The organism is Superficieibacter sp. (genome assembly GCF_032071645.1).
Taxonomy (GTDB): Bacteria; Pseudomonadota; Gammaproteobacteria; order Enterobacterales; family Enterobacteriaceae; genus Superficieibacter.
In genome coordinates, this window is the sequence record NZ_DAMAPU010000001.1 from 720,469 (window position 1) to 743,512 (window position 23,044).

Genomic DNA, 23,044 nt, shown 5'->3' on the forward strand with positions numbered 1-23,044 from the left:
GCAGCCATGGCACGTTATGATTTGGTTGAACGGTTAACCGCCACTTTTCGCCAGCTGGAGCAGGAATTGCAACTGCTGCGTGCCGATCTGCAAGACTGTCGGCTGCTGGCGGCCAGGGTTTTCTCCCTGCCGGAAGTGAAGAAAGAGCATGAGCATTCCCCGCTCAACCGTATTCATGTGGTGCAGCAACTCGGCAAAGCGGCGTTTGCCCAGGCGATGCAGCATTTCAGCCATCTGTTTATTCAGCAGCAGTCAGAAGCCCGCAGCAGTAAGGCGGCGGTGCGTCTGCCCGGCGTGATTTGTCTTCAGGTAACGGCGGCGCAGCAGGAAGCGTTACAGGCGCGAGTGACGCAGATTAATACCCTGAAAGCCGCCTTTGAGCAGATGGTCACCGTGGAGTCGGCACTGCCGGTGACGGCGCGCTTTGAATGGGTGCATCGTTACCTGCCGGGGCTGATTACGCTTAACGCCTATCGCACCCTCACCCTGCTGAACGATCCGAGTACCCTGCGCTTCGGCTGGGCCAATAAGCACATTATCAAAAATTTGACCCGCAATGAGGTGCTGGAACAGCTGGAAAAAAGCCTGAAGTCGCCGCGTGCCGTCGCCCCCTGGACGCGGGAGCAATGGCAGGCGCGGCTTGAGCAGGAACATCAGGATATCGCCGCGCTGCCGGAAAAGGCGCGGTTAAAAATCAAACGTCCGGTAAAGGTTCAGCCCATTGCCCGCGTCTGGTATGCCGGGCAGCAAAAGCAGGTACAGCACGCCTGCCCCAGCCCGATGATTGCGCTGATATCCGGCACCGGCGGCGTTAGCGTGCCGGATATTGGCGAGCTGTTAGATTATGATGCGGAAAACGTACAGCACCGCTATAAGCCGCAGGCGCAATCGCTGACGCTGATCATCCCACGACTGCACCTGTACGTGGCTAACGACTAGCCTGCATACTGCCGACCATTTCTTCCGGGCGCACCCAGCGGTCAAACTCCTCTTCGCTCAGATAGCCGAGCTTCAGGGCAGACTCTTTCAGGGTCAGCCCTTCTTTATGCGCTTTTTTGGCAATTTCCGCTGCTTTATCGTAACCAATGTGCGTATTGAGCGCGGTGACCAGCATTAATGATTCGTTAAGCAATTTCGAAATGCGCTCACGGTTTGGCTCGATCCCCACCGCGCAGTGAGCGTTAAAGCTGTCAATGCCGTCAGCCAGCAGGCGCACCGACTGGAGGAAATTGTGGATCACCATCGGGCGATAGACGTTCAGTTCAAAGTTGCCCGATGCGCCGCCAAGGTTAACCGCCACGTCATTACCCAGCACCTGACAGCACAGCATCGTCATGGCTTCGCACTGGGTCGGGTTAACTTTACCGGGCATAATTGAGGAGCCGGGTTCGTTTTCCGGGATTGCCAGCTCGCCAATACCGCAGCGCGGACCGGAGGCCAGCCAGCGCACGTCATTGGCGATTTTCATCATTGAGGCCGCCAGTCCTTTCAGCGCGCCGTGGGCATGAACCAGCGCGTCGCAGGTTGCCAGCGCTTCAAATTTGTTCGGCGCGGTGATAAACGCCTGGCCGGTCAGGGTTGCCAGCTCCTGCGCTACCCGCTGCGCATATTCCGGGTGTGTATTCAGCCCGGTGCCTACCGCCGTGCCGCCCAGCGCCAGTTCGCTTAAGTGCGGCAGGCTTTGTTGGATATGGCGAAGATTATGCTCCAGCATCGCCACCCAGCCGGAGATTTCCTGGCCCAGTGTTAACGGCGTGGCGTCCTGAAGATGCGTGCGGCCAATTTTAACGATATCGCTAAAAGCGGCGGATTTTTCCGCCAGCGTGGTTTTGAGGACGTCGATTTGCGGCAGAAGATCTTCCTGTACCGCGATCACCGCCGCCACGTGCATGGCGGTAGGAAAGACATCGTTTGAGCTCTGGCTTTTGTTAACATCATCATTCGGGTGGATTTTACGCTCCATCCCGCGCACGCCGCCGAGAAGCTCACTGGCCCGGTTTGCCAGCACTTCATTCATGTTCATATTGCTCTGGGTGCCGGAGCCGGTCTGCCAGATAGCCAGCGGGAATTCCTGCGGATGCTTTCCGGCCAGCACTTCATCGGCGGCGGCAATAATGGCATCCGCTTTTTCGGCGGGCAGCAGCCCTAAGTCCTGATTGACTTTAGCGGCGGCGCGTTTGGTCAGCGCCAGCGCGCGGATCAGCGAGACCGGCATTTTCTCGGTTGAGATCCGAAAATGCTCCAGCGATCGTTGAGTCTGCGCTCCCCACAGCTTGTCTGCCGGGACCTCAATTGCCCCCATCGAATCTTTCTCACTGCGATGCGTTGTCATGACTGTCTCCTTTGAATACAAAATGATGGAAGTGTCGACATTGCTCAACGGCAATAAAGAAGAAGTATTAGCTATTTTCCGCGCTTCACGTAGTACATCGTGCGCTTAAACAGGCCGGGCAGCGTTACCGCCCGGCCAGCGCTTATTATTTTACGCAGCGCGCGCACTGCGCGCTGTTAATCTGCTGAAAGAAGTCATTACCTTTGTCGTCCACCAGAATAAACGCCGGGAAGTTTTCGACCTCAATTTTCCAGATCGCTTCCATACCCAGTTCAGGGTATTCGACACATTCGAGACTTTTAATGCTGCTTTGTGCCAGCACCGCCGCCGGGCCGCCAATGCTGCCGAGGTAGAATCCACCGTGCTTCGCGCAGGCATCCGTTACCTGCTGGCTGCGGTTGCCTTTCGCCAGCATGATCATGCTGCCGCCGTTGGCCTGCAACTGATCGACGTAAGAATCCATCCGCCCGGCGGTGGTCGGGCCAAGAGAGCCGGAAGCATAGCCTTCAGGGGTTTTGGCCGGTCCCGCATAGTAAATCGGGTGATCTTTCACGTACTGCGGCAAATCCTCGCCGCGATCCAGCCGCTCTTTGAGCTTCGCGTGGGCGATGTCGCGGGCCACAATAATGGTTCCGCTCAGCGACAGTCGGGTGGATACCGGGTATTGGGAAAGCTGGGCCAGAATATCGTTCATTGGCCGGTTGAGGTTGACCTGAATGGCCTCGCCCTCGCCCGCCTGACGCAGCGCCTGTGGGATATATTTGCCGGGATTATTTTCCAGTCGCTCCAGCCAGATGCCGTGACGGTTGATTTTGCCTTTAATATTGCGATCCGCTGAACAGGAAACGCCCATCCCAACCGGGCAGGATGCGCCGTGGCGCGGCAGGCGCACCACGCGAATATCATGGGCAAAATATTTACCGCCGAACTGCGCACCGAGGCCCAGCTTCTGCGCTTCTTCCAGTAATTCGCGCTCAAGCTGCACGTCACGGAAGGCCTGACCGTATTCATTCCCCTCATGCGGCAGCCCGTCGTAATATTTGGTCGACGCCAGCTTGACGGTTTTCAGAGTTGCTTCAGCCGAGGTGCCGCCGATGACAAACGCAATATGGTACGGCGGGCAGGCCGCCGTTCCCAGCGTGCGCATTTTGTCCACCAGATAGCTTTTCAGCTTGCCCGGCGATAACAGCGCTTTGGTTTCCTGATAGAGATAGGTTTTGTTTGCCGAGCCGCCGCCTTTGGCGATGCACAGAAATTTGTATTCATCGCCGTCTACGCTGTAGAGATCGATTTGCGCCGGAAGGTTAGTCCCGGTATTAACCTCGGTATACATATCCAGCGCGGCGTTTTGCGAATAGCGCAGGTTATCTTCGATATACGTTTCATACACGCCACGCGCCAGCGCGGCTTCATCGCCGCCACCGGTCCAGACGCGCTGGCCTTTTTTACCCATGATAATCGCGGTGCCGGTGTCCTGACAGGTCGGCAGAATGCCCTTCGCGGCGATTTCAGAGTTGCGCAGGAATTGCAGCGCGACGTATTTGTCGTTTTCGCTGGCGTCGGGATCGTTCAGGATGTCCGCCACCTGCTGCTGGTGCGCCGGACGCAGCATAAACGATGCATCATGGAAGGCGTGGCGGGCCAGCAACGTCAGCGCCTGCGGGTCCACTTTCAGCACATCCTGACCGGAAAATTGCTCAACGGAAACGTATTGGTTGCTCAGAAGGTAGTAGTCAGTGTCATCCTTTTGCAGAGGAAAAGGATCCTGATAAACGAAAGGTTTGTTCGACATTTTGCTCTCACTGATGACTCAATATGGTTATGTATAGAGGCAGAGTTTCCCTTTGCCCTGTTCAAAGCGAGTCCGCTCATCCTACACATTTTTTTAACAAAAACTGAGAGTAATACGACTTTTTAGGTGCGAGGGTTACTTCTGGTCAGATTATTGGTTTAATACCGCGATTAATTCCATTAAATACAGGGCTTGATAATGCAAAAACTCATCAACTCAGTGCAAAACTATGCCTGGGGTAGTCAATCTGCGTTAACGGATCTCTACGGTATCGCCAATCCTGATAACCTGCCGATGGCGGAGTTATGGATGGGCGCTCACCCGAAGAGCAGCTCAAAAGTGCAGGACGAATCAGGTAACGCGCGCGCGCTGCGCGAGGTTATTGACGCGGATAAAGCCACGCTTTTGGGAGAGAAAGTTGCCAGCCGGTTTGGCGAGTTGCCTTTCCTGTTTAAAGTGCTGTGCGCGGCGCAGCCGCTCTCCGTTCAGGTTCACCCGAACAAAAAAGCGTCTGAAATCGGTTTTGCTAAAGAAAACGAAGCCGGGATCCCGCTGGATGCCGCCGAGCGTAATTACAAAGATCCTAACCATAAACCGGAACTGGTCTTTGCCCTGACGCCCTTCCTCGCCATGAACGCCTTCCGCGAATTTTCTGAAATCGTCTCTCTTCTGCAACCGGTCGCGGGCGCGCATACCGCCATCGCGCACTTTTTGCAGCAGCCAGGGGCAGAACGGCTGAAAGATCTGTTTGCCAGCCTGCTGGCTTTAGAGGGCGAAGAGAAAAGCCGGGCGCTGGCGATCCTGAAGTCTGCGCTCGACGCTCAGCAAGGCGAACCGTGGCAGACCATTCGCCTGATCTCTGAATTCTACCCGGACGACAGCGGTCTGTTCTCGCCGCTGCTGCTGAACGTGGTCAAGCTGAATCCCGGCGAAGCGATGTTCCTGTTCGCCGAGACGCCGCACGCTTATTTACAGGGGGTTGCGCTGGAGGTGATGGCGAATTCCGATAACGTGTTGCGCGCGGGTCTGACGCCGAAATACATCGACATCCCGGAACTGGTGGCTAACGTCAAATTCGAGGCAAAACCGGCGCGGGAACTGTTAACCCAGCCGATTCAGGACGGGCAGACGCTCGATTTCCCGATCCCGGTCGATGACTTTGCTTTCTCCCTGCACGATTTGTCGAATCAGGAGAACAGCATCGCGCAGCAGAGCGCAGCGATCCTGTTTTGCGTAGAAGGCGAAGCGGTGCTGCGCAAAGATGAGCAGCAACTGGTACTGAAACCTGGCGAATCGGCTTTTATCAGTAATGCAGAATCCCCGGTTGCGGTGAGCGGAACGGGACGCCTGGCGCGGGTCTACAATAAACTGGGGTAAGTTACTGAACCCTTTTTAAAAAATATTGCTAAGCTTAACGTACACTGGCGATCTTATCGGGCGGGTTGTTCCGCCCGTTTTCTTTTATGGATAAACATTATGAAAAAAACAGTGGTTGCAGCAGGAATTATCGTTGCTCTGGGCGTGGTCTGGACCGCAGGAGCCTGGTATACCGGTAAACAGTTCGAAAAGCACATTGCTACGGTTGTACAGCAGGCCAATGAACAGCTCAGGCTGACCGCCCCGGAAGCGGGCATTGAGGTTGCGTACCAGAACTACCAGCGCGGCCTGTTTACCAGCCATCTGGATCTGGTGGTGAAACCGGCGAACGGTGTCCCCAGCCCGTGGCTGAAACCGGGTCAAAGCCTGGTGTTCAATGAACGCGTCGATCATGGTCCTTTCCCACTGGCCCAGTTGAAAAAATTCAATCTGATCCCGTCGATGGCCTCGGTGAAAACCACACTGGCGAATAATGAAGCCGCGAAGCCGGTTTTTGACATTGCCAAAGGGCAATCCCCTTTTGAAGCCAATACGCGCATCAGCTATTCCGGCGACAGCCATTCGGATATCGACCTGAAAGCGCTGAATTACGATAAAGAAGGCGAGAAAGTCGCCTTCAGCGGCGGCGATTTCCAGCTTAGTGCCGACAAAGAGGGCAAAGTCTTGTCGCTGACCGGCGATGCGGAAAGCGGTCTGATTGATTCGGTTAATGAATATAATCAGCGCGTGCGCCTGACCTTCAATAATCTCAAAGTGGAAGGCGACAGTAAGCTGACCTCGTTTGATGAGCGCATTGGCAATCAGAAAGTGAATCTGGATAAACTGGCGATTGCCGTAGAAGGCAAAGAGCTGGCACTGCTGGAAGGGATGGCGCTTGATGCGAAATCCGATCTTAGCAAAGACGGTAAAAAGATCGATTCGCAGCTCGACTACACCCTTAACAGCCTGAAACTGCAAAATCAGGATATGGGTAACGGCAAACTGACGCTGAAAATTGGTCAGATTGACGGTCAGTCCTGGCACCAGTTTAGCCAGCAGTATAAATCGCAAACCCGGGCGCTGATGTCCCAGCCAGAGGTTGTCCAGGATCCGGCGCTGTACCAGCAAAAAATGGCCGAGGCGTTTTTCGGCGCACTGCCTTTACTGCTTAAAGGCGAGCCGGTGATCACCGTTGCGCCGCTTAGCTGGAAGAACAGTAAAGGCGAATCAACCTTCAACCTTTCCCTGTTCCTGAAAGATTCTTCGCAGAATCAACAGCCTGCGCAGACGCTGGCTGAAGAAGTGGACCGCAGCGTGAAAACGCTGGACAGCAAACTGGTGATCCCAACGGATATGGCTACCGAGCTTATGACGCAGATTGCGCGTCTGGAAGGCTATCAGAATGATGAAGCATCGAAACTCGCCAGCCAGCAGGTGAAAGGCCTCGCGGCAATGGGCCAGATGTTCCGCATCACCACCATGGAAGACAATAATATTACTGCCAGCCTGCAATACGGCAACGGTCAGGTGACGCTTAACGGGCAGAAAATGCCGCTGGAAGATTTTGTCGGCATGTTTGGCGTACCGGATTTAGGCATTCCGGCTCCGCAGGGCAATCCGGCAGTCCCGGCGCTCCCTTCTGACCCGGCAAATCCTGCCGCACCTGCGGTCCCGGTTACCCCGGCAGACCCGGCGGCACCGGTAACGCCAGTTAATCCGGCTGCTCCGGCTGCTCCGCAACAGTAATCTGTTCAGCCCCTCGTCGAGGGGCTATTTTTGGATCACCAGTCGGGGCGGCATAATTTGATTGCGTAACGGCGTACTGCTGCTCTCAATCCGCTGTAAAATTCTTTCCGCCAGGCGACTACCCATTTCTCTGGCTGGAGCGATCACCCAGCTTATCGGAATATCATCAAGCACCTGCTCCGGCACCTCGGCAAATCCCGCCAGCGTCACCTGCTGTTCAAAATAGCGTTGCAGACCACCTTCATCACTCTGTTTACCGGCACGCAACAGGCCAAACCATGCGCCCATCGCAATCACGCTGTTATAGCAAAGGATCGCGCTGATGGTGGGATTCTGGCGTAGTAGTTCGCCTGTCGCTTCGGCGGCCTGCTTCTGGCTTGAGCCGCATTCCACGACCCATTCGCTGTGAAAAGGTAACCCGAATTTCAGCAAGGTGGCACAGTAGCCGCCAACCCGCTCGGCGCGCGTCAGGGAGGCGCTTTCGCCGCCCAGCCAGGCGATGCGCTGATGGCCCTGCCGGATAAGATGCTCGGTGATCATCTGCGCCGCCTGCATGTTGTCAGGGCGGATCAGATCGACATCATCGAGGTAGCTGGCGCGGGACGCAAATACCAGCGGCACGTTGGATTGCTCTGCCAGCGCGCGAAACTCCACACCGCGCTCAATAGCTCCGGCAATGATAACCCCGTCGACGCCCTGGGAAATGAGCATATCGAGACGCCGCAGCATGAGATCGCCATCGCCGCCGCCCTGGGTCAGAAACACCATTTTACCCTGTGATTCCAGGGCACTGGTGATGCCGGTGGTCAGTTCAGCGTAGAACGATGAGGAGAGGTCGCTGACAATCAGGCCAATCACCCCGCTCTGCCCGCCGCGCAGCGAAGAGGCCTGCCGATTGCGCACAAAACCCAGTTGCTCAATCGCCTGATTGACCCGCTCCCCTGTGGCCGTCGAAATTCTCCCTTTACCGCTTAATACCAGCGAAACGGTACTGACCGATACGCCTGCGGCCTGAGCTACATCGCTGATTGTAATTTTTTTGGCGATTGTCATTGAGGTACGGTTTCCTTACACACTGAGATAAAACGTTTTATCTACTATGGCGCATGAGCAACACTATCATAAGCTAAAAGTGTGATACTAGTCGCACTAAAATTTGGTAAAACGATTTATCTTTCCGCTCCGTTAATCTCTGAATCTACAATGACAAGGAACCATGTATGAGTGCGAAAGCAGCACCTAAGATCACGTTATGGGAGTTCTTCCAGCAGTTGGGTAAAACGTTTATGTTACCCGTGGCGTTACTGTCCTTTTGCGGGATAATGATGGGCATTGGCAGTTCGCTGAGCAGTCATGATGTCACCACCCTGCTTCCCTGGCTGGATACGCCCATTTTGCAGGCCATTTTTGGCTGGATGAGCAAAGTCGGCTCATTCGCTTTCAGCTATTTACCGGTGATGTTTTGTGTTGCCATCCCGCTGGGGCTGGCGCGTGATAATAAAGGCGTGGCGGCGTTTGCCGGGTTTGTCGGTTATGCGGTGATGAATTTGGCCGTTAACTTCTGGCTGACCATGAAGGGCATTCTGCCGACCACTGATGCTGCGGTCCTCAAAGCGAACAATATCCAGAATATCCTCGGCATTCAGTCCATCGACACCGGTATTCTTGGCGCGGTGATCGCCGGTATTATCGTCTGGATGCTGCACGAGCGTTTTCATACCATTCGTCTGCCGGATGCCCTGGCTTTCTTTGGCGGCACCCGCTTTGTGCCGATTATTACCTCAGTGGTACTGGGTCTGGTCGGGCTGGTTATTCCGCTGATCTGGCCGGTATTTGCGATGGGCATCAACGCGCTGGGTTATGCCATCAATAGCGCGGGCGATTTTGGCCCGATGATTTTCGGCACCGGCGAACGTCTGCTGTTACCTTTTGGCCTGCATCATATTCTGGTGGCACTGATCCGCTTTACCGAAGCGGGCGGGACACTGGATGTTTGCGGTCACAGCGTCAGCGGCGCGCTGACCATCTTCCAGGCGCAGTTGAACTGTTCTGAAACCCACGGTTTTGCCGAAAGTGCGACCCGCTTCCTGTCCCAGGGCAAAATGCCTGCCTTCCTCGGCGGGCTGCCTGGCGCAGCGCTGGCAATGTATCACTGCGCACGCCCAGAAAACCGTCATAAAATTAAAGGCCTGCTGATTTCCGGCGTGGTGGCTTGTGTCGTTGGCGGCACCACTGAACCGCTGGAATTCCTGTTCCTGTTTGTCGCGCCGATCCTGTACGTTGTTCATGCTTTACTGACCGGACTTGGCTTTACCCTCATGGCGGTGCTGGGCGTCACCATCGGTAATACCGACGGCAATATTATTGATTTTGTGGTATTCGGTATGCTGCACGGTCTGGCAACGCGCTGGTATATGGTGCCGGTAGTGGCAGCAATTTGGTTTGTGGCTTACTACACTATTTTCCGTCTGGCGATCACCCGCTTTAATCTCAAAACGCCGGGTCGCGAAGTCGATACCACCAGCCCGCTGGAAAAAGCGGTGGCTGGCGTGACCGGTAAATCCGGCTACAACGTGCCTGCGATTCTGGCGGCGCTCGGCGGCGCGGAGAATATCGTTTCGCTGGATAACTGCATTACCCGCCTGCGTCTGTCGGTAAACGATATGAGCAAGGTAGACAGCGCGGCATTAAAAGCCAACCGCGCTATCGGCGTGGTCCAGCTCAACCAACATAATTTGCAGGTAGTCATTGGCCCGCAGGTACAGTCGGTGAAAGATGAAATGGCAACGCTGATGCACAGCGTGCAGGCATAAACAAGGCTTTCCCCCTTCCTGCAGAAGGGGGAAAATGCGCTTCCGATAAAAAAGATAAGGATGCTGACATGTTTGATTTTTCAACACCCGTCGATCGTCACGGCACCTGGTGTACCCAGTGGGATTATGTTGCCGACCGTTTTGGTGCCGCCGACCTGCTGCCCTTCACTATCTCCGATATGGATTTTGCCACCGCACCCTGCATTCTGGATGCCCTCCGTCAGCGGCTCGATCACGGCGTACTCGGCTACAGCCGCTGGAAGAATGACGAATTCCTCGCGGCGGTGGCCCACTGGTTCTCTTCCCGTTTCAACAGTCAGCCCGATATCCAACAGCTGGTGTATGGCCCTTCAGTGATTTATATGGTGGCCGAAATGATCCGCCAGTGGTCAGCCCCCGGCGATGGTGTGGTGGTACACACGCCCGCCTATGATGCCTTCTACAAAACCATTGAAAGCAATCAGCGCAGCGTCGCCGCCGTGCCGCTGCAAAAACAGGGTAACGACTGGCAGTGCGATTTCGACCGGCTTGAGCAGGTTTTGGCCCAGCCGCAAAATAGCGTGATGCTGTTATGCAGCCCACACAACCCCAGCGGCAAAGTCTGGACTCGCGCAGAGCTGGAAACCATGGCGCAGCTGTGTGAAAAGCATCACGTCGCGGTGATCAGCGATGAAATTCATATGGATATGGTCTGGGGCGCGGCGCAGCATATTCCGTGGTGCGAGGTGGCGCGTAGCCGCTGGGCGCTGTTAACCTCCGGCTCGAAGAGCTTTAATATTCCGGCGCTGACCGGCGCATATGGCTTTATCGCGGATGACGCTTCGCGCGAGGCCTATCTTAATGCGCTGAAAAATCGCGATGCGCTGTCTTCGCCGTCAGTCCCGGCGCTGGTTGCCCACGTTGCGGCCTATCAGCAGGGTGAGCCGTGGCTCGACGCGCTGCGCGAGTATCTTCAGGCAAATTTACGGTACGTTGCCGACGCGCTGAATAGCGCATTCCCGGCGCTGAACTGGCAGCCGCCGCAGTCAACCTATCTGGCGTGGATCGATCTTACTACGCTGGGCATTGACGACCAGGCGCTGCAAAAAGTGCTGATCGAGCAGCAAAAAGTGGCGATTATGCCTGGCTATACTTACGGCGCGGAAGGCAACGGGTTTGTTCGCCTCAACGCGGGCTGCCCGCGCAGCAAGCTGGAACAGGGTGTTGAACGGCTAATTGCCGGAATACAATCCTTACGCTGATCTTTTGCGCAACGGAGAAATCTGTTGCGCAAAATAGCTTTTTCCCCGCATTTGTTTTTATAATGGATCGCACTTTAACTAAAAAATGAGTGCGATCATGATTGATACTACCCTCCCATTGACTGATATTCACCGCCACCTGGATGGCAACATTCGCGCCCAGACCATTCTCGATCTCGGACGCGAGTTCAATCTCGCCCTCCCCGCCAGCACGCTTGACGCCCTGCGTCCGCACGTTCAGGTCACCCACAACGAACCGGATCTGGTCAGCTTTTTGTCCAAACTCGACTGGGGCGTGAAGGTACTCGGATCGCTGGAAGCCTGCCGCCGTGTGGCGTATGAAAATATGGAAGATGCCGCCCGCAACGGCCTGCACTATGTGGAACTGCGCTTCTCCCCTGGCTATATGGCGATGAGCCATGATTTACCGGTGGCAGGCGTGGTGGAAGCAGTGATTGCAGGCGTTCGCGACGGCAGCCGCGATTTCGGCGTTGAGGCGCGGCTGATCGGCATTCTGAGCCGCACCTTTGGCGAGGCGGCCTGTTCACAGGAACTGGAAGCTCTGCTGGCCTCCCGCGAACACATCACCGCGCTGGATCTGGCGGGTGACGAACTCGGCTTCCCCGGTTCTCTGTTCCTGAGTCATTTCAACCGCGCGCGTGACGCGGGCTGGCACATTACGGTTCATGCCGGCGAAGCAGCGGGCGCGGAAAGTATCTGGCAGGCGATCCGCGAACTCGGCGCGGAACGTATCGGCCACGGCGTTAAAGCGGTGGAAGATCCGGCGCTGATGGCGTTTCTCAGAGAACAGAAGATCGGCATTGAGTCGTGCCTGACCTCGAATATTCAGACCAGCACCGTCGCCTCTCTGGCGCATCACCCCCTGAAAACGTTCCTCGACCAGGGCGTACTTGCCAGCCTGAATACCGACGATCCGGCGGTTCAGGGCGTGGATATTGTTCATGAATATACCGTCGCGGCACCGGCGGCGGGTTTAAGCCAGGCCCAAATTCGTCAGGCGCAGATTAACGGCCTCGAAATTGCGTTTTTAAGCCGCCAGGAAAAAGATGCGCTGATCCAGCGCGTGCGTAACGCCTGAAAAAGTGCCCGCTTGCCGTGCGGTAAGCGGGCGCGAATATCAGGTCAGGCTAAGCGAAGCGCCCTGTTTGGATGACTCAATCCCCAGCTCAATCAGTTCCATGATTTGAATCGCCTGGCTTGCAGGAACCGGGTTTTCACCGTGACCATTCAGCGCGTCGCGGATCGCCGCATAGTAGGCCGGATAGTTGCCGGGGCTGGTCAGCAGCGGCGCGGTTTCAAGCCGATCTTCACTCACCGCCTGAGTCAGAACGCCGTCACGCATATCATAGCCCCAGTCGGCCTGCGGTAAACGCTCGCCGTTTTTCAGGCGCTCTTCCTGCGGGTCCACCCCATATTTAATGTAGCTGCCGCGCGAACCGTGCACGATGTAACGCGCGGTTTCGGCAGCCGCCAGCAGCGTGCCGTGCAAAACGACGCGGCGCTGCGGATAACGCAGAATGGCGTGGAAATAGTCAGTAGACTGCGCGCCCGGACGTAACTGCGCTAAATCAACGCTCAGACTCACCGGTAAACCAAACAAATTAACCGCCTGATCTAACAGATGCGGACCTAAATCGTACCAGATGCCGCTGCCCGGCCCGCCCTGTTCACGCCAGCGATTACGTACCTGTGGGCGATAACGGTCAAAGTGGGATTCAAACCACGCAACTTCCCCCAGCGTACCTTCTGCCAGCAGCGCTTTTACCGTCAGGAAATCGCTGTCCCAGCGGCGGTTGTGAAAGACGGAAAGCAGTCGGCCGAGGCTTTTTGCCAGCGCATCAAGCTCGCGTGCCTGTGACAACGTCACGGTGAACGGTTTATCCACCACCACATGCTTTCCGGCTTCCAGCGCCGCTTTCGCCAGCGGGAAATGGGTATCATTAGGCGTAGGAATGACAATCAGATCAATAGTAGGATCGTTAAACAAATGCTTCGGTTCGGAAACCACTTTAACGCCCGGCCAGTCAGCGTGGACTTTGTTTTCATCGCTGCTGGAGACGACGGCCAGTTCAAGCCCCGGCGTACCGTCTATGAGCGGCGCGTGAAATGTTTTACTGGCATAACCGTAACCGATTAATCCGACTCGAATATTGTCGCTCATCTTCAACCCCTTTTCGTTATCAGCCTCTATTTCACCTCATCTCAACTTTGGTCACAACATATTAATAACTTTCGCTAATGAAAAGTTTCATTACCGCTACTGTACGATAACCTGCTGATTCGACAGTTTTAATTTCATCCCTCTGTGAACTTGCCGAATTGCCGACGAGCGGCTAGGATTTATGAACGTTTTCAATAGCTTTAAGTTGCTTATGTTATCGCCATTCAGAAATATTCTTGAACTTGCCGGTTGGGTTGTCGTGGGCATTTCCGTTGTTTTGCTGCTTGTCGCCAGTCATATTGATCAGTATCAGCCACCGCAACCGCCTGACACCCCCGCACAGCATAAATAACCGCCCGAGCGCGATCCTCCTCGCAATACTGCAACCGGTTTCTGAAACCGGTTGCAGTATTGCGAGATCTGTTCGTATTATCTTTTTGGATCAGGATATTCAGCTTAAGAGGTAACAGATGACGGCTTTTGCGAAGGATTTTCTTTGGGGCGCGGCAACCGCAGCGTATCAGGTTGAAGGCGCGTATAACGAGGACGGGAAAGGTCCGTCCATCTGGGATATTTTTTCCCACCAGCCAGGCACGACTTATCAGGATACCAATGGCGATGTTGCCGTTGATCATTATCACCGCTTCCGCGAAGACGTGGCGTTAATGGCGGAAATGGGTCTGCAGAGCTACCGTTTCTCAGTCTCATGGCCGCGCCTGCTGCCCGCCGGACGGGGTGAGGTTAACGAAGCCGGGATAAAATTCTACAGCGATCTGATTGATGAGCTGCTGGCGCATAACATTGAGCCGATGCTGACGCTGTACCACTGGGATCTCCCTCAGGCGCTCCAGGATGAAGGCGGATGGGAATCCCGGGCCGTCGCCGAGGCGTTCGTGGAATATGCCCGCCTGTGTTATGCACGCTTTGGCGATCGGGTGAAACTGTGGGCCACGTTTAACGAAACCATCGTATTTATTGGTCATGGTTATATTACCGGCAGCCATCCACCGTCAGTAAAAGATCCGGCACGCGCGATTCAGGCCTGTCATCACGTATTCATCGCCCATGCGCTGGCGGTTCAGGCTTTTCGTGAAAGCGGCATTAAAGGTGAAATTGGCTTTGTGAATGTGCTTCAGCCGCATACTCCGCTGACCGATAGCCCGGAAGATGTTGCCGCGAGCGAACTTGCCGACGCCATTCACACCCACTGGCTGTACGATCCGGTCCTGAAAGGGAGCTACCCTGCCGGATTGCTCCAGCAAACTCAGGCACTGTGGGGCGTCCCGGTTTGTGCAGATGGCGATATGCAACTGTTGCGCGATAACCGCTGCGATTTTATCGGCCTTAACTATTATCGCCGGGAAACCGTCGCCGCTAACCCGGATGAAACCTGCACCCAGGCGAATAACAGCGGCGAGCGTCAAAGCGCCGGTGAGTTTGGCTTTAAGGGATTGTACAAGTTTGTGCGTAATCCTGACGGCGTGTATACCGACTGGGACTGGGAGATTTGGCCACAGGGATTAACTGACGGCATTATGATGATCAAAGCGCGCTACGATAATATTCCCATCTATATTACCGAGAATGGGCTGGGGGCGAAGGACCCGATCGTTGATGGCGAGATTGTTGACGATCCGCGCATTGACTATTTGCGGATGCATATCGACGCGCTGGAAAAAGCCATTGCAGCCGGGGCCGACGTGCGGGGCTATTATCCGTGGTCATTTATCGATCTGCTAAGCTGGCTTAACGGCTATAAAAAGCAATATGGCTTTGTGTATGTTGATCATCAGCAGGATTTGGCACGAAAACGCAAAAAGAGCTACTTCTGGTATCAGAACGTTATTGCCAGCCAGGGCGAACAGCGTTAATCTTCTCTGCGCAGGTGCCGTCCGGCATCTGCGTTATCGGGTAGGCATCTTTACTCTCTTCTGTAAATCAGTAATTTTATTCTCCTGAATTTACGATTTATTACTTAACTATTTAACGCCGCATTAAATGCCAAATTTCTGGGACGTTTAACAGCGAGTGCGCAGATACGGTAGAGAGTCATAAAGCATATCCATGCGATCAATATTTATTAACTTATTATTCTCATTATTAAATGGATCAACCTACAATGAGCGTACAGGATTATTTATTAAAATTCCGTAAAATCAATTCTCTCGAAACCCTGGAAAAACTGTTTGATCATCTTAACTACAGCCTGAGCGACGACGCCGAAATTATCAACATGTATCGCGCCGCCGACCACCGCCGCGCGGAGCTGGTTTCTGGCGGCAGATTGTATAACGTGGGTGAAGTCCCTAAGACGGTCTGGAAATACGTACAATAAAGTCTGTAAACATTAGCGCCAGATGTTTTATACTCCCTGCCCGGTCTTCTGACCTCTTTCTGGCGCTAATTTCTGGAGTTGGCATGTCTGTAAAACCTGGTGAACGCATCGGCGGCTGGCTACTGGCTCCCCTGGCCTGGCTGCTTCTGGCATTATTCAGCGCTTCGCTCTCACTGCTGATCTACGCAGGCGCACTTCTGACACCCCACATGCTGGACCAGTTGCAATCGCAAAGCATGAGCTATATCAGCCTGTGGGCGCTCTCCTGCCTGTTTGCGGTGGCGATGTGGTATTACACATTATGGCTGACCATCGCCTTTTTTAAACGCCGCGTCTTAGTACCGAAACATTATATTATCTGGCTGCTGATTTCCGTGCTGCTGGCGGTAAAAGCCTTTGCTTTTGCCCCTGTCGCTGACACGCTGGCACTGCGTCAGCTACTGTTCCCTCTTCTGGCGGCGGCGCTGCTGGCACCCTATTTCAGGCGTTCACAACGGGTCAAACACACGTTTGTGAACCCGTAATAACCCTACAGTTAACCTGTTGTCGCCTGGTGCAGTTTGACCGATAATAAGCGGCTTTTTTCATTCAGGTCGAGTAATGACTGACTATTTATTGCTATTTGTTGGAACAGTCCTGGTAAACAACTTCGTGCTGGTGAAGTTTCTGGGTCTGTGCCCCTTTATGGGGGTGTCGAAAAAGCTGGAAACAGCGATGGGTATGGGGCTGGCGACCACGTTTGTGATGACGCTCGCTTCCGTCTGCGCGTGGCTGATTGATAACTGGATCCTAATCCCGCTTGATTTAATCTACCTGCGCACTCTCGCCTTCATTCTGGTGATCGCCGTCGTGGTGCAGTTTACCGAGATGGTGGTACGCAAAACCAGCCCGGCGCTGTACCGGTTGCTGGGCATTTTTCTGCCGCTGATCACCACCAACTGCGCGGTGCTCGGCGTGGCGCTGCTGAATATTAATCTTGGTCACAACTTTTTGCAGTCGGCGCTATACGGGTTTTCCGCTGCGGCGGGATTCTCGCTGGTGATGGTACTGTTTGCCGCTATCCGCGAACGGCTGGCGGTGGCAGACGTTCCCGCGCCATTTCGCGGTAACGCCATCGCTCTGATTACCGCAGGCTTGATGTCTCTGGCCTTTATGGGCTTTAGCGGGCTGGTGAAGCTGTGATGACTGCAATCTGGATCGCCATTGCCGCCATCAGCGTGCTGGGCCTGATTTTCGGCGTCATTCTGGGCTATGCCTCGCGGCGCTTTGCAGTGGAAGAAGATCCCATCGTCGATAAAATCGACGCCATCCTGCCGCAAAGCCAGTGCGCCCAGTGCGGATTCCCCGGCTGCCGCCCTTACGCGGAGGCCGTAGGCCGCAACGGCGAGAGTATCAATCGCTGCGCCCCCGGCGGTGAAGCGGTAATGCTCAAAATTGCCGCCCTGCTTAACGTTGATCCGCAACCGCTGGAAGGCGATGCGCTGGCGCAGGAGCCGCTGCGGATGCTGGCGGTGATCGATGAAAATAACTGTATCGGCTGTACCAAATGTATCCAGGCGTGCCCGGTCGATGCCATTATTGGTGCCACCCGCGCCATGCACACGGTGATTAACGACCTGTGTACCGGCTGTAATCTGTGCGTTGATCCCTGCCCGACGCGGTGTATTTCCCTGCAACCGGCAGCCGTCACCACTGAAAACTGGAAATGGGATCTACACACCATTCCGGTGCGTAATATTCCTGTGGAACAACATGTTTAAATTATTTTCCGCCTTCAGAAAAGACAAAATCTGGGATTTCAACGGAGGGATCCACCCGCCGGAAATGAAACTCCAGTCCAGCAGCACGCCGCTGCGGCAATTGCCGCTGGCGCAGCGCTTTGTCATGCCGCTGAAGCAGCATATCGGCGCGGAAGGCGAGCTGTGCGTTAAAGTCGGAGACACGGTTTTACGCGGTCAGCCGCTGACCCGTGGTTTCGGCCGGATGCTTCCGGTTCACGCCCCAACGTCCGGCGTGATTACCGCCATTGCGCCCCACTCCACCGCGCATCCTTCGGCGCTGGCGGAGATGAGCATTATTATTGACGCCGACGGTGAAGACCGCTGGATCGACCGTGATGGCTGGCATGATTATCACACCAAAAGTCGTAGCGAATTAATTGAGCGCATTCATCAGTACGGCGTCGCCGGATTAGGCGGCGCAGGTTTTCCGACGGGTAATAAACTGCTCGGCGGTGGCAATAAAATAGAAACGCTGATTATTAATGCCGCAGAATGTGAGCCTTATATCACCGCCGACGATCGCCTGATGCAGGAGTGCGCGGCGCAGATTATCGAGGGCGTGCGCATCCTCGCGCATATTTTACAGCCCCGGCAAATCCTGATCGGCATTGAAGATAATAAACCGCAGGCAATTTCCATGCTGCGGGCGGTGCTGGCGGATGCCCACGACATCATTTTACGGGTGATCCCGACGAAATATCCGTCCGGCGGCGCAAAACAATTAACGCAAATCCTCACCGGCAAACAGGTCCCGCACGGCGGACGCTCGTCGGATATTGGCGTGCTGATGCAAAACGTCGGCACCGCTTATGCCGTTAAACGCGCGGTGATTGACGGCGAGCCGTTGACGGAGCGCGTGGTCACGTTGACCGGCGAGGCTATCGCCACGCCGGGCAACGTCTGGGCGCGTCTCGGTACGCCAGTCCGCCATCTGCTGGAGTCGGGCGGATTTTGTCCTTCAACCGGGCAGATGGTCATTATGGGCGGGCCGCTGATGGGCTTTACCCTGCCGTGGCTGGACGTCCCGGTCGTTAAAATCACCAACTGCCTGCTGGCACCCTCGGCAAGTGAAATGGGCGAGCCGCAGGAAGAGAAAGGCTGCATTCGCTGTAGCGCCTGTGCCGATGCCTGCCCGGCCGATCTGCTCCCCCAGCAGCTGTACTGGTTCAGCAAAGGCCAGCAGCATGACAAAGCTACCGCGCATAATCTGCAAGACTGCATCGAGTGCGGAGCCTGCGCCTGGGTATGCCCAAGCAATATTCCGCTGGTGCAGTATTTCCGGCAGGAAAAAGCGGAGATCTACGCAATTAGCCTGGAAGACAAGCGCGCGGCAGAAGCTAAAGCGCGTTTTGAAGCCCGGCAGGCGCGTCTGGAGCGGGAGAAAATCGCCCGTCTGGAGCGGCATAAACGCTCAGCCGTCCAGCCTGCGGCGGATGACCGTGACGCCATTCAGGCGGCATTAGCCCGCGTGCGGGAAAAACAACAGGTTGCCGGTCAGCCAATTGTCGTTGAAACCGGCAAAGCGCCGGACAATAGCGAAGCCATCGCCGCGCGTGAGGCCCGCAAAGCCCAGGCACGCGAGCGGCAAAGTGAAAAAACAGCGGTGGACGCCAGCGGTGACCCGCGTAAAGCCGCCGTCGAAGCCGCCATCGCCCGTGCGAAGGCGCGTAAAGCGGAACAGACGGTTTCCAGCGAACCGGCGCAGGCGACGGAAGATCCGCGTAAAGCCGCCGTCGAAGCGGCCATCGCCCGAGCGAAAGCGCGTAAAGCGGAACAGACGGTTTCCAGCGAACCGGCGCAGGCGACGGAAGATCCGCGTAAAGCCGCCGTCGAAGCGGCCATCGCCCGTGCGAAGGCGCGTAAAGCGGAACAACTGGCGGCCGCATCCGTCAGCGAAGATGACCCGCGCAAAGCCGCAGTTGCGGCGGCGATAGCCCGCGTTCAGGCAAGAAAATCCGCACAGCAGGTTGTTAACGAGGATTAAATGGTTTTCAGAATCGCAAGTTCCCCCTATACCCACAACCAGCGCCAGACGTCGCGTATTATGCTGCTGGTACTGCTGGCGACCCTGCCGGGCATCGCCGCACAGTTCTGGTTTTTTGGCTGGGGGACGCTAATACAACTGGTGATCGCCAGCCTGTCGGCGTGGATGGCGGAAGCGCTGGTCGTCACGTTGCGTAAACAAAGCGTTACCCGCATTTTATCCGATCACTCTGCATGGCTGACCGGCGTACTGCTGGCGATCAGTATTCCGCCACTTGCCCCCTGGTGGATGGTGGTGCTGGGAACGGTATTTGCGGTGATCATTGCCAAGCAACTGTATGGCGGACTGGGACACAATCCTTTCAATCCGGCGATGATTGGCTACGTGGTATTGCTGATCTCCTTCCCGGTCCAGATGACCTCCTGGCTGCCGCCGCAGAATATTGCCGCGACGGTGCCCGGTTTTCTGGACGCGTTGCAGATTATCGTCAGCGGGCACACCGCCGCCGGAGCGGATATGAATTTGCTGCGTCTCGGCATTGACGGCATCAGTCAGGCGACGCCGCTGGACACCTTCAAAACGTCGTTACGCGCCGGAAACCATGTCGATGGCATTATGCAACTGCCGATTTTTAACGGAGCGCTGGCGGGCGTGGGCTGGCAGTGGGTGAATCTCGCCTTCCTGGCGGGTGGGCTGTTTTTACTCTGGCAGAAAGCCATTCGCTGGCATATTCCGTTCAGCTTCCTGGCAAGCCTCGCCGTATGCTCAACGCTCGGCTGGCTGTTCTCCCCTGAAACGCTGGCGGCACCGTCAATTCATCTGCTTTCAGGGGCCACAATGCTGGGCGCGTTTTTTATTCTGACCGATCCGGTCACCGCCTCCACCACTAACCGTGGGCGGCTGATTTTTGGCGCGCTGGCGGGCCTGCTGGTCTGGCTGATCCGCTGTTTTGGCGGCTATCCAGACGGCGTTGCTTTTGCGGTACTGCTGGCGAATATTACCGTACCGCTGATCGACTACTACACCCGTCCCCGTGTTTACGGTCATCGCTGAGGAGATAACATGCTGAAGACGATGCGCAAACATGGCGTCACGCTGGCGCTGTTCGCAGCGGGAACGACCGGCCTGACGGCAGCAATCGATCAGGTCACTAAAAATACCATTGCGGTGCAGGCGGCAGGCCAGCAAAAAGCGCTGTTCGATCAGGTAGTTCCTGCTGACCTCTACAATAATGATTTGCAGCAAAGCTGTTTTCTGGTGAGCGATCCGGCGCTGGGGAAAGGCGAACATCGGGTGTATATCGCGATGAACGACGCAAACCCGGTAGCTGCGGTGATTGAAGCCACTGCGCCGGACGGCTACTCTGGGGCCATTCAGCTACTGGTCGGGGCAGATTTCCAGGGTACGGTCTATGGCTCGCGGGTCACTGAACATCATGAAACGCCGGGGCTGGGCGATAAAATAGAACTGCGTCTGTCGGACTGGATCACCCATTTTTCCGGTAAAAAGATTGCAGATGAAAATGACAGCCGCTGGGCGGTGAAAAAAGACGGTGGCGATTTCGACCAGTTTACCGGTGCCACCATTACCCCGCGTGCGGTGGTTAACGCCGTCAAACGGGCCGGACTGTTCGCCAGAACGCTGCCGCCCCGTCTTTCCCAACTTCCGGCCTGCGGAGAATAACGCATGAGTGAAGTCAAAGAAGTCATCGTACAGGGATTGTGGAAAAACAACTCGGCGCTGGTGCAGCTTCTCGGCCTGTGCCCCCTGCTGGCGGTGACATCAACCGCGACCAACGCCCTCGGACTGGGTCTGGCGACCACCCTGGTACTGACCCTGACCAACACCGCGATTTCCGCCCTGCGCCGCTGGGTGCCCACGGAGATCCGCATTCCGGTGTACGTGATGATCATCGCCTCGGTGGTCAGCGCCGTGCAGATGCTGATTAACGCCTACGCTTACGGGCTGTATCAATCGCTGGGAATTTTTATCCCGCTGATTGTGACCAACTGTATTGTTATTGGTCGTGCGGAGGCCTTTGCCGCTAAAAAGAGCGTTGCCCTCTCCGCGCTGGATGGCTTTTCCATCGGCATGGGGGCCACCAGCGCGATGTTTGTCCTCGGTTCGGTGCGTGAGATCCTTGGCAACGGCACGCTGTTTGATGGCGCAGACGCCCTGCTCGGCGGCTGGGCCAAAGCACTGCGCATTGAGATCTTCCACACCGATACGCCGTTCCTGCTGGCGATGCTGCCGCCCGGCGCATTTATTGGCCTCGGCATGATGCTGGCGATAAAATACCTGATTGATGAACGTTCCAAAAAACGCCGCGCGCAGGCCATTGTGACCTCCCCGACGGCGTCAGAGAAAGCCTGATGAACAATGCTAAACGCCTGACGATCCTGACCCGACTGCGTGAAAATAACCCGCATCCGACCACCGAGCTTCATTTCTCATCGCCGTTTGAACTGCTGATTGCGGTGCTGCTTTCCGCCCAGGCGACGGATGTCAGCGTTAATAAAGCCACCGCGAAGCTGTATCCGGTCGCTAATACGCCGCAGGCAATGCTTGAGCTGGGCGTTGAGGGCGTGAAAAGCTATATCAGGACAATTGGCCTGTTTAACAGTAAAGCCGAAAACGTGATTAAAACCTGCCGTATGCTGATTGAAAAACATGCGGGCGAGGTCCCGGAAGATCGCGCGGCGCTGGAAGCCCTGCCCGGCGTAGGGCGCAAAACGGCCAACGTGGTGCTGAATACTGCTTTCGGTTGGCCGACGATTGCGGTTGATACCCATATTTTCCGCGTTTGCAACCGGACACAATTTGCGCCTGGCAAAAACGTCGAACAGGTAGAAGAAAAGCTGCTGAAGGTCGTCCCGGCAGAATTTAAGGTTGACTGCCATCACTGGCTCATTCTGCACGGTCGATATACCTGCATTGCCCGCAAACCGCGCTGCGGCTCATGCATTATCGAAGATCTCTGTGAATACAAAGAGAAGGTTTACGCCTGAGAAGGCTGATGCAATGCGCTTCCTCCAGGAGGAAGCCGTTGCATGCACCGCCACCGACCTGCGTTTTATCCCGCGATAGATCGTGTTTGCAGTAAAAACATTTTTTTCGCTAAAAAAATTCTATAGCCTGTGGCCGCCTGGGCAATGTTAAAATTTTGTGCGCTTTTTGCGTGGATACAAATCGTTCACCATTGAGAAACCATTATTAAACAACACAATAAACCAGAATATTTTGAGAATATGGCCTATATCACTACAATAAACGCAAAACAGCAGAACATATCGCCATTAGCCCCCTGAAAACGGGAGCAGCCAGTTAAAAAAACCACTAAAAAATAAAAGATGAAATTAAACGCTGGATAACATTTGAATGTCAGGTTGATTATACGGTAAAATTTATATGTAACAGGTTATTACAAAAGTATTGCCTGAACGAGCAGGATAGTGAACATTACTGCCGTTTCCCCTCCAAGA

Annotated in this window: 21 protein-coding genes; 17 read left to right on the top strand and 4 right to left on the bottom strand. The window is 55.3% G+C overall.

The annotated features are described in order from the left end of the window. Positions 1-6 precede the first annotated feature (6 nt). A complete protein-coding gene (gene tus, locus RT197_RS03680) occupies positions 7-939 on the top strand; it encodes a DNA replication terminus site-binding protein (protein WP_312947307.1) in 933 nt (310 codons plus the stop codon). Here the strand turns inward: tus and fumC are convergent. Both fumC and fumA read right to left on the bottom strand, forming a co-directional pair. Continuing rightward, positions 929-2,332, bottom strand: coding sequence for a class II fumarate hydratase (fumC, locus tag RT197_RS03685; protein ID WP_312947308.1), 1,404 nt, complete (start codon positions 2,330-2,332; stop codon positions 929-931). The genes tus and fumC overlap by 11 nt on opposite strands. Before the next feature lie 145 nt (positions 2,333-2,477). Then, positions 2,478-4,124 carry a class I fumarate hydratase FumA gene (gene fumA, locus RT197_RS03690; protein WP_312947310.1) on the bottom strand — a complete coding sequence of 549 codons (1,647 nt, stop codon included), beginning with the start codon at positions 4,122-4,124 and terminating at the stop codon, positions 2,478-2,480. Between the two features lie 198 nt (positions 4,125-4,322). Here fumA and manA point away from each other — a divergent pair, with 198 nt between their 5' ends. Further along, on the top strand, positions 4,323-5,501 hold the full coding sequence (gene manA / locus RT197_RS03695) for a mannose-6-phosphate isomerase (RefSeq protein WP_312947311.1): 1,179 nt from the start codon (positions 4,323-4,325) through the stop codon (positions 5,499-5,501). A 99-nt stretch (positions 5,502-5,600) separates the two neighbouring features. After that, on the top strand, positions 5,601-7,226 hold the full coding sequence (locus RT197_RS03700; RefSeq protein WP_312947313.1) for a YdgA family protein: 1,626 nt from the start codon (positions 5,601-5,603) through the stop codon (positions 7,224-7,226). A 24-nt stretch (positions 7,227-7,250) separates the two neighbouring features. Here the strand turns inward: RT197_RS03700 and RT197_RS03705 are convergent, their stop codons facing one another. Then, positions 7,251-8,279, bottom strand: a complete 1,029-nt coding sequence (locus RT197_RS03705) for a Mal regulon transcriptional regulator MalI (RefSeq protein WP_312947314.1) — start codon at positions 8,277-8,279, stop codon at positions 7,251-7,253. 167 nt (positions 8,280-8,446) lie between these two features. Between RT197_RS03705 and malX the strand changes: the two genes are divergently transcribed. From malX to add, 3 genes are all read left to right on the top strand, one after another. Next, positions 8,447-10,039 carry a maltose/glucose-specific PTS transporter subunit IIBC gene (gene malX / locus RT197_RS03710; RefSeq protein WP_312947316.1) on the top strand — a complete coding sequence of 531 codons (1,593 nt, stop codon included), beginning with the start codon at positions 8,447-8,449 and terminating at the stop codon, positions 10,037-10,039. A 68-nt stretch (positions 10,040-10,107) separates the two neighbouring features. Further along, entirely contained in the window at positions 10,108-11,280 is a 1,173-nt protein-coding gene (locus tag RT197_RS03715) for a MalY/PatB family protein (protein ID WP_312947318.1), read from the top strand. A 97-nt stretch (positions 11,281-11,377) separates the two neighbouring features. Beyond that, positions 11,378-12,379 carry an adenosine deaminase gene (add, locus tag RT197_RS03720; protein WP_312947319.1) on the top strand — a complete coding sequence of 334 codons (1,002 nt, stop codon included), beginning with the start codon at positions 11,378-11,380 and terminating at the stop codon, positions 12,377-12,379. A gap of 39 nt (positions 12,380-12,418) precedes the next feature. Here add and RT197_RS03725 read toward each other — a convergent pair whose 3' ends face one another. Continuing rightward, positions 12,419-13,462: an oxidoreductase gene (locus RT197_RS03725; protein ID WP_312947321.1), complete on the bottom strand. Its 1,044-nt coding sequence runs from the start codon at positions 13,460-13,462 to the stop codon at positions 12,419-12,421. 211 nt (positions 13,463-13,673) lie between these two features. Here RT197_RS03725 and blr point away from each other — a divergent pair, with 211 nt between their 5' ends. From blr to nth, 11 genes are all read left to right on the top strand, one after another. Beyond that, the gene (gene blr, locus RT197_RS03730; RefSeq protein WP_312947583.1) at positions 13,674-13,814 is read left to right on the top strand and encodes a division septum protein Blr; all 141 of its coding nucleotides are present in this window, start codon (positions 13,674-13,676) and stop codon (positions 13,812-13,814) included. 118 nt (positions 13,815-13,932) lie between these two features. Next, a complete protein-coding gene (locus tag RT197_RS03735) occupies positions 13,933-15,333 on the top strand; it encodes a GH1 family beta-glucosidase (RefSeq protein ID WP_312947323.1) in 1,401 nt (466 codons plus the stop codon). Between the two features lie 248 nt (positions 15,334-15,581). Continuing rightward, positions 15,582-15,797 carry a transcription modulator YdgT gene (gene ydgT / locus RT197_RS03740; RefSeq protein ID WP_312947325.1) on the top strand — a complete coding sequence of 72 codons (216 nt, stop codon included), beginning with the start codon at positions 15,582-15,584 and terminating at the stop codon, positions 15,795-15,797. 83 nt (positions 15,798-15,880) lie between these two features. Continuing rightward, entirely contained in the window at positions 15,881-16,321 is a 441-nt protein-coding gene (locus RT197_RS03745) for a DUF2569 domain-containing protein (RefSeq protein ID WP_312947327.1), read from the top strand. Between the two features lie 76 nt (positions 16,322-16,397). Next, positions 16,398-16,979, top strand: a complete 582-nt coding sequence (gene rsxA / locus RT197_RS03750; protein ID WP_312947330.1) for an electron transport complex subunit RsxA — start codon at positions 16,398-16,400, stop codon at positions 16,977-16,979. Next, on the top strand, positions 16,979-17,557 hold the full coding sequence (rsxB, locus tag RT197_RS03755) for an electron transport complex subunit RsxB (RefSeq protein ID WP_312947331.1): 579 nt from the start codon (positions 16,979-16,981) through the stop codon (positions 17,555-17,557). Before rsxA ends, rsxB begins: the two co-directional genes overlap by 1 nt. Further along, entirely contained in the window at positions 17,550-19,562 is a 2,013-nt protein-coding gene (gene rsxC, locus RT197_RS03760; RefSeq protein ID WP_312947332.1) for an electron transport complex subunit RsxC, read from the top strand. Before rsxB ends, rsxC begins: the two co-directional genes overlap by 8 nt. After that, positions 19,563-20,615: an electron transport complex subunit RsxD gene (gene rsxD, locus RT197_RS03765; RefSeq protein ID WP_312947334.1), complete on the top strand. Its 1,053-nt coding sequence runs from the start codon at positions 19,563-19,565 to the stop codon at positions 20,613-20,615. Positions 20,616-20,624: 9 nt separating this feature from the next. Further along, complete coding sequence (gene rsxG, locus RT197_RS03770) at positions 20,625-21,245, top strand: electron transport complex subunit RsxG (RefSeq protein WP_312947336.1); 621 nt, start codon at positions 20,625-20,627, stop codon at positions 21,243-21,245. 3 nt (positions 21,246-21,248) lie between these two features. Further along, the gene (locus RT197_RS03775; protein ID WP_312947339.1) at positions 21,249-21,935 is read left to right on the top strand and encodes an electron transport complex subunit E; all 687 of its coding nucleotides are present in this window, start codon (positions 21,249-21,251) and stop codon (positions 21,933-21,935) included. Continuing rightward, positions 21,935-22,570, top strand: a complete 636-nt coding sequence (gene nth / locus RT197_RS03780; RefSeq protein ID WP_312947341.1) for an endonuclease III — start codon at positions 21,935-21,937, stop codon at positions 22,568-22,570. Before RT197_RS03775 ends, nth begins: the two co-directional genes overlap by 1 nt. Positions 22,571-23,044: the final 474 nt, after the last annotated feature.

Bases quoted from the DNA above. Each gene is read 5' to 3' on its own strand.
- tus (WP_312947307.1), top strand. From the start codon at position 7: ATGGCACGTTATGATTTGGTTGAACGGTTAACCGCCACTTTTCGCCAG.
- fumC (WP_312947308.1), bottom strand. From the start codon at position 2,332: ATGACAACGCATCGCAGTGAGAAAGATTCGATGGGGGCAATTGAGGTC.
- fumA (WP_312947310.1), bottom strand. From the start codon at position 4,124: ATGTCGAACAAACCTTTCGTTTATCAGGATCCTTTTCCTCTGCAAAAG.
- manA (WP_312947311.1), top strand. From the start codon at position 4,323: ATGCAAAAACTCATCAACTCAGTGCAAAACTATGCCTGGGGTAGTCAA.
- RT197_RS03700 (WP_312947313.1), top strand. From the start codon at position 5,601: ATGAAAAAAACAGTGGTTGCAGCAGGAATTATCGTTGCTCTGGGCGTG.
- RT197_RS03705 (WP_312947314.1), bottom strand. From the start codon at position 8,279: ATGACAATCGCCAAAAAAATTACAATCAGCGATGTAGCTCAGGCCGCA.
- malX (WP_312947316.1), top strand. From the start codon at position 8,447: ATGAGTGCGAAAGCAGCACCTAAGATCACGTTATGGGAGTTCTTCCAG.
- RT197_RS03715 (WP_312947318.1), top strand. From the start codon at position 10,108: ATGTTTGATTTTTCAACACCCGTCGATCGTCACGGCACCTGGTGTACC.
- add (WP_312947319.1), top strand. From the start codon at position 11,378: ATGATTGATACTACCCTCCCATTGACTGATATTCACCGCCACCTGGAT.
- RT197_RS03725 (WP_312947321.1), bottom strand. From the start codon at position 13,462: ATGAGCGACAATATTCGAGTCGGATTAATCGGTTACGGTTATGCCAGT.
- blr (WP_312947583.1), top strand. From the start codon at position 13,674: ATGTTATCGCCATTCAGAAATATTCTTGAACTTGCCGGTTGGGTTGTC.
- RT197_RS03735 (WP_312947323.1), top strand. From the start codon at position 13,933: ATGACGGCTTTTGCGAAGGATTTTCTTTGGGGCGCGGCAACCGCAGCG.
- ydgT (WP_312947325.1), top strand. From the start codon at position 15,582: ATGAGCGTACAGGATTATTTATTAAAATTCCGTAAAATCAATTCTCTC.
- RT197_RS03745 (WP_312947327.1), top strand. From the start codon at position 15,881: ATGTCTGTAAAACCTGGTGAACGCATCGGCGGCTGGCTACTGGCTCCC.
- rsxA (WP_312947330.1), top strand. From the start codon at position 16,398: ATGACTGACTATTTATTGCTATTTGTTGGAACAGTCCTGGTAAACAAC.
- rsxB (WP_312947331.1), top strand. From the start codon at position 16,979: ATGACTGCAATCTGGATCGCCATTGCCGCCATCAGCGTGCTGGGCCTG.
- rsxC (WP_312947332.1), top strand. From the start codon at position 17,550: ATGTTTAAATTATTTTCCGCCTTCAGAAAAGACAAAATCTGGGATTTC.
- rsxD (WP_312947334.1), top strand. From the start codon at position 19,563: ATGGTTTTCAGAATCGCAAGTTCCCCCTATACCCACAACCAGCGCCAG.
- rsxG (WP_312947336.1), top strand. From the start codon at position 20,625: ATGCTGAAGACGATGCGCAAACATGGCGTCACGCTGGCGCTGTTCGCA.
- RT197_RS03775 (WP_312947339.1), top strand. From the start codon at position 21,249: ATGAGTGAAGTCAAAGAAGTCATCGTACAGGGATTGTGGAAAAACAAC.
- nth (WP_312947341.1), top strand. From the start codon at position 21,935: ATGAACAATGCTAAACGCCTGACGATCCTGACCCGACTGCGTGAAAAT.